Raw genomic sequence first — 4,707 nt, forward strand, 5'->3', positions numbered from 1 at the left:
CGACAACGCAGAGCTCGATGACCCAGGGCCCGGTCCAGCCGCCGATCCCGATGACCCGGCAGCCGAATGGGCCCGGGAGTTCGACCCCGAGCGCGGGATCCCGAGGTGGTCCTGGAAGGCCGGCGCCTCATTCGCCGCTGCGGTCGGCCGCAACACCGCCGGCGGAGACGCGATGATCCGCGACGCCCTGGTGCTTCGTCACCGGCTTCCCCGGGTCTGGTCAAGGGTCGTGACCTGCGAGGTCGAGGCCTGGCGGGCGCGCCGGATCGCTCAGGCGGTGCTCGGCCAACCCGAAGACGTCTGCGCCCACTTGGACGAGGTGCTCGACGACGTGGCGCACAAGGTCGGCCCGATCACCCTCGACCGTCTTCTCGACGAGGCGCTGCTCCGACTCCACCCCGAGGAGCGCGAGATCGCGCAGCTCGAAGCGCTCGACCGTCGTCACGCCACCCTCCACGCCGATTCAATCAACGACACGGGCGTCGCCGACATGAGCCTGCGTGGCGACTGGAAGGACCTCCACGACTTCGACCAGGCCCTGTCGCGCGTCGCGGCTGCCCTTGCCCACGCCGACGAGCGAGCCGGCCGCCACACCGACTCTCTCGACGTACGCCGCTCTCGCGCAGTGGGTGTTCTCGCCGACCCCGCCGGCGCCCTCGCGCTGCTGGACGACCGGTCTGCGCCCAAGCCGTCAAGCACACCACGCTGTTCATGCACATCAGCGACCTCGCCGTCCTCGGGCTCGACCCCGTCGGCCGCAACGAGACGGCCAACCGCGCGATGCTCGACCAGCAGATCCGTGACTGGTGCGGCCGTACGGACTCGCATCTCACGGTGCAGCCGGTGATCGACCTCAACGACCACAACCGGACCGACGCCTACGAGGTCCGCGGTCGCTTCGAGACCCGCAACCATCTCCTCAACTCGACGTGCGTGTTCCCCATGTGCACCCGGCCGGCCTGCGAGTGCGATCACGACCACCGGGTCCCGCGCGAGCGCGGCGGCGAGACCTGTGACTGCAACATCGCGCCCTTGTGCCGTCGCCACCATCGCTTGAAGACCCACGCCGGCTGGCGCTACACGCTGGTCGAGCCCGGCGTCTGGCTGTGGTCGGACCCCCATGGCCAGCAGTTCGTCCGTGACGCCACGGGCACCCTCGATGTCACGCCGCCCGACCGACCTGTCAACCGCCGGTCGCCCGACAACGGCTGTCGCGCAGGGCCCTGACCTGACTCGCGAGCAGCATCGTCACCGCTCCCCCGGCTCCACCAGCTCGACGATCCGGGCCAGCACGTCCCGCACCAGGGCGTACTCCTCCTCCCCGAACTCCTCTGCGAAGCGCTGCTCGAGGTCGGCGATGTGCTGACGGCCCGCGCGGGCGACGCCCAAGCCGTAGTCGGTATAGGTGACCAGCTTGGCGCGACGGTCCTCGGGGTCGACGGTCATCTCGACGATGCCCAGGCCCATGAGCTCGCGCACCACCTCCCCCATCGACTGCCGGGTGATCCCTGCCCGGGCTGCCATGTCTGCTGTGTGGCTCCCGTGTGAGCTACTGAGGGTGCCGAAGACCAGGTTGTGCGCATGCTTGAGCTCGGGGAACCCGGCGGCGTGGCCGGCCCGGACCATGTCGATCTGCAGCGCCCGGTTCAGCCGATCGACCAGGGCGATCAGCGGCTTGTGGGGAGGACCGGGCAGCGGGGGCCTTGACATCCGTAAGGATTCTTCCAGTATTCGACAGGTATCCTTACATTAGCAGGAGGCGTCATGGCCGCACCGCGCTGGTCGCCATCTGAAGGCGTGCGGTGAACCGGCCGCGGTCAGCGCTTCCAGACCACGGCGGCGATCGCGACCAGCACCAGCAGCAGCGCACCCTTGTTGATCATCCGCACCCCGGCAGCGACGCGGAAGCTCGCCACCATCCGGTCGTCGACGCTCGCCCCCGCCATCCGCCCCTCACGCCGGCCGCGCAGAATCAGCCGCACGCCGACGCCCAGCACAGCGAGCCCGAGGACCACCCCGATGGCGACTCCGACCGTCCAGCCCACGGCTCAGTCTCTCGCGTCCGGCTCCCTGGCGACCGACACGAGCAGGGCCGTCGGCGCCAGGATCGCCGCGACCACCCACAGCGACTGGAGCGTGCCCACCCGGTCGCCGACGAAGCCGAGCAGCGGTGGGCCGGCGAGGAACGCGGAGTAGCCGAGGGTGGACACCACGCTCACCCGTGCCGCCGCGTGCGCTGGGTCGTCGGCCCCGGCGCTCATCCCGACGGGGAAGCCGAGCGAGGCGCCGAGCCCCCATGCCAGCACTCCGAGCGCCACCACCACGGGATGGGGGCCGAGCAGCAGCAGCACCAGCCCGCCGAGCGCGAGCAGGGCGGTCGCGCGCAGCACCGGCACTCGGCCGTAGCGGTCGAGGAAGAACGTCCCGAGCAGCCGACCGGTCGTCATGGCGATCACGAACAGGGCGAACCCGCCGACGCCGACCCAACGCGGAGCGTCGTACCCGTCGATGATGGCCAGCGCGAGCCAGTCGTTCGCCGACCCCTCGGTGAGCGCGAACGCGAGCACCATCAGTCCGATCGCGAGCGTGCGGGGCTCGCGCCACGCCGCTCCGGACGAGCCGGCGTGAGACTCCGGCTCCGCGGGCAGGAACCTCCGCGTCGCGGGTACGGCGACCAGCACCACCGCAGCGCCCAGCGCCAGGTGCCCGATCATCGGGACGCCGGCCGCCGTGACCAGCACCCCGATCCCGGCTCCGGTGACCGACCCGAGGCTCCAGCCGGCGTGGAAGCGCGGCATGATCGAGCGTCCGAGGCCACGCTCGACCGCGGCGCCCTCGACGTTCATGGCGACGTCCCACGTACCGGTGCCGACCCCGTAGACGAAGAGACCCACGGCCGACAGCGCGACGGAGGACGCGACGTCGATCCCCAGGGCGACGACCACCAGCCCGACCGCGACGAGCACACTCCCGCCGCGGACCACGGCGGCCGCACTGCTGCGGCGGATCAGCGCCCCGGCGCTCGGCAGCGCGAGCACCGAGCCGAGGGCACCGGACAGCAGCAGCAGTCCGAGCGAGGAGTTGTCGAGGTCGAGCCCCGACCGGATGTCGGGCACCCGCGAGAACAGTGAGGCGAAGCCGAGACCGTTGAGGATGAACGCGGTCGCGACCGCGTTGCGCGCGGCGGTGACGGTCGCGACGCCCGGCCGGACGCCGCTCGAGGTCGGCTCGCTCACACCGTCGTCGCCGTACCGGGCGGACCCGCCTCGAGCCACGACTGGAAGCCGGTCAGGGAGCTCGGCGACATCGCGAGCTCGAGGGTGGCGTCCCCGACGTTGCACTGCACCACCGTGTGGTCCGGGTACAGCGACATCCGCTCGGAGCGCTCGGGGTCACGCCGCCCCGTGTAGTTGAGCGTGCTCCGCTCCCACACCCGCTTGGGTCTGGGGGCCAGCGAGAAGATCCGGAACCACTCGAGACGGTCTCCCGAGTACCGCCCCAGCCCGAGAAGCCAACCGCGCCCGGCCCTCTCGGACCGGACGCGGTAGCTGAGCTCGAAGGTACCGCCGTGGCGGGACAGCAGCCGTCGGCGTACGACGAGGGCGAGGCCGTAGAGCAGGACGAGGACGAGCACCGCACCAGCTGCGTCGAGCAGCAGCTGCCACAGCGGCATCCGTCCTCCTCCAGCGGCTGACCCGGTCAGCCCTCGTTGCTCTCCTGCGCGGCTACTCGCTCGTCGAGCAGCCGCTTCGCCTCTTCGTAGTTGCTCTCGAACGAGATTTCCGCATGCTCGCAGAGCAGTCGGACCTCGTTGTGGGCGACCGAGAGGAACCCGCCGTTGACGGCGGCGACCCAGTGGCCGTCGTCAACGGTACGGACGTCGACCTGACCCGCGTCGAGCACCGACATGATCGGCGTGTGGTTGGCCATGATCCCGATGTCGCCGTCCACCGTGCGCGCACTGACCATGGTGGCCTCCCCGGACCACACCTCGCGGTCCGCGGCCACCAGGGCGACCTTCATGGTGTTGGCCATCAGAGGCTCTTCTGGATCTCGTCCCAGCGCCGCTCGACGTCGTCGAGGCCGCCGCACATGAAGAAGGCCTGCTCGGCGACGTGGTCGTAGTCACCGTCGGCGATCTTGTTGAACGCCTCGATGGTGTCGGCCACCGGCACGGTCGAGCCCTCGATACCGGTGAACTGCTTGGCCACGTAGGTGTTCTGCGACAGGAAGCGCTGGATCCGCCGGGCGCGGGACACGATGATCTTGTCCTCCTCGGAGAGCTCGTCGACACCGAGGATCGCGATGATGTCCTGGAGCTCCTTGTTGCGCTGGAGGATCTGCTTGATCCGCACCGCGCAGTCGTAGTGCGCCTGCCCGATGTACTGGGCGTCGAGGATCCGGGACGTCGAGGTCAGCGGGTCCACCGCGGGGTAGATGCCCAGCGACGCGATCTCGCGCGAGAGCTCGGTGGTCGCATCGAGGTGCGCGAACGTCGTGGCGGGAGCCGGGTCGGTGTAGTCGTCCGCCGGCACGTAGATCGCCTGCATCGAGGTGATCGAGTGGCCGCGGGTCGAGGTGATCCGCTCCTGCAGCACGCCCATCTCGTCGGCCAGGTTGGGCTGGTAGCCCACCGCGGACGGCATCCGGCCCAGCAGGGTCGACACCTCCGAGCCGGCCTGGGTGAACCGGAAGATGTTGTCGATG

Annotated in this window: 7 protein-coding genes and 1 pseudogene; 1 reads left to right on the plus strand and 7 read right to left on the minus strand. The window is 70.3% G+C overall.

Going from position 1 to position 4,707, the window contains the following annotated elements:
- Positions 1-220: 220 nt before the first annotated feature.
- On the minus strand, positions 221-445 hold the full coding sequence (locus VFZ39_RS06640; RefSeq protein WP_330864947.1) for a hypothetical protein: 225 nt from the start codon (positions 443-445) through the stop codon (positions 221-223).
- A 266-nt stretch (positions 446-711) separates the two neighbouring features.
- On the opposite strand from VFZ39_RS06640, the gene VFZ39_RS06645 reads away from it, so the two are divergent.
- Entirely contained in the window at positions 712-1,227 is a 516-nt protein-coding gene (locus VFZ39_RS06645) for an HNH endonuclease signature motif containing protein (RefSeq protein WP_330864948.1), read from the plus strand.
- A gap of 21 nt (positions 1,228-1,248) precedes the next feature.
- Here the strand turns inward: VFZ39_RS06645 and VFZ39_RS06650 are convergent, their stop codons facing one another.
- From VFZ39_RS06650 to VFZ39_RS06675, 6 genes and pseudogenes are all read right to left on the minus strand, one after another.
- Positions 1,249-1,710: a MarR family winged helix-turn-helix transcriptional regulator gene (locus tag VFZ39_RS06650; RefSeq protein WP_330864949.1), complete on the minus strand. Its 462-nt coding sequence runs from the start codon at positions 1,708-1,710 to the stop codon at positions 1,249-1,251.
- 107 nt (positions 1,711-1,817) lie between these two features.
- Positions 1,818-2,045 carry a hypothetical protein gene (locus VFZ39_RS06655; protein ID WP_330864950.1) on the minus strand — a complete coding sequence of 76 codons (228 nt, stop codon included), beginning with the start codon at positions 2,043-2,045 and terminating at the stop codon, positions 1,818-1,820.
- A 3-nt stretch (positions 2,046-2,048) separates the two neighbouring features.
- Positions 2,049-3,236, minus strand: coding sequence for an MFS transporter (locus tag VFZ39_RS06660; protein WP_330864951.1), 1,188 nt, complete (start codon positions 3,234-3,236; stop codon positions 2,049-2,051).
- Entirely contained in the window at positions 3,233-3,673 is a 441-nt protein-coding gene (locus tag VFZ39_RS06665; protein WP_330864952.1) for a DUF2550 domain-containing protein, read from the minus strand. The genes VFZ39_RS06660 and VFZ39_RS06665 overlap by 4 nt, the downstream gene beginning before the upstream one ends.
- 26 nt (positions 3,674-3,699) lie before the next feature.
- Entirely contained in the window at positions 3,700-4,035 is a 336-nt protein-coding gene (locus tag VFZ39_RS06670) for a F0F1 ATP synthase subunit epsilon (protein WP_330864953.1), read from the minus strand.
- A pseudogene (locus VFZ39_RS06675) lies at positions 4,035-4,707 on the minus strand (F0F1 ATP synthase subunit beta); the annotation flags it as partial. The pseudogene VFZ39_RS06675 and the gene VFZ39_RS06670, both read right to left, overlap by 1 nt.

The organism is Nocardioides sp., from assembly GCF_036374615.1.
In the GTDB taxonomy this organism is placed as follows: domain Bacteria; phylum Actinomycetota; class Actinomycetes; order Propionibacteriales; family Nocardioidaceae; genus Nocardioides.

Coding starts and splice junctions, on each gene's coding strand:
- VFZ39_RS06645 (WP_330864948.1), top strand. CDS start 712: ATGCACATCAGCGACCTCGCCGTCCTCGGGCTCGACCCCGTCGGCCGC.
- VFZ39_RS06650 (WP_330864949.1), bottom strand. CDS start 1,710: ATGTCAAGGCCCCCGCTGCCCGGTCCTCCCCACAAGCCGCTGATCGCC.
- VFZ39_RS06665 (WP_330864952.1), bottom strand. CDS start 3,673: ATGCCGCTGTGGCAGCTGCTGCTCGACGCAGCTGGTGCGGTGCTCGTC.
- VFZ39_RS06670 (WP_330864953.1), bottom strand. CDS start 4,035: ATGGCCAACACCATGAAGGTCGCCCTGGTGGCCGCGGACCGCGAGGTG.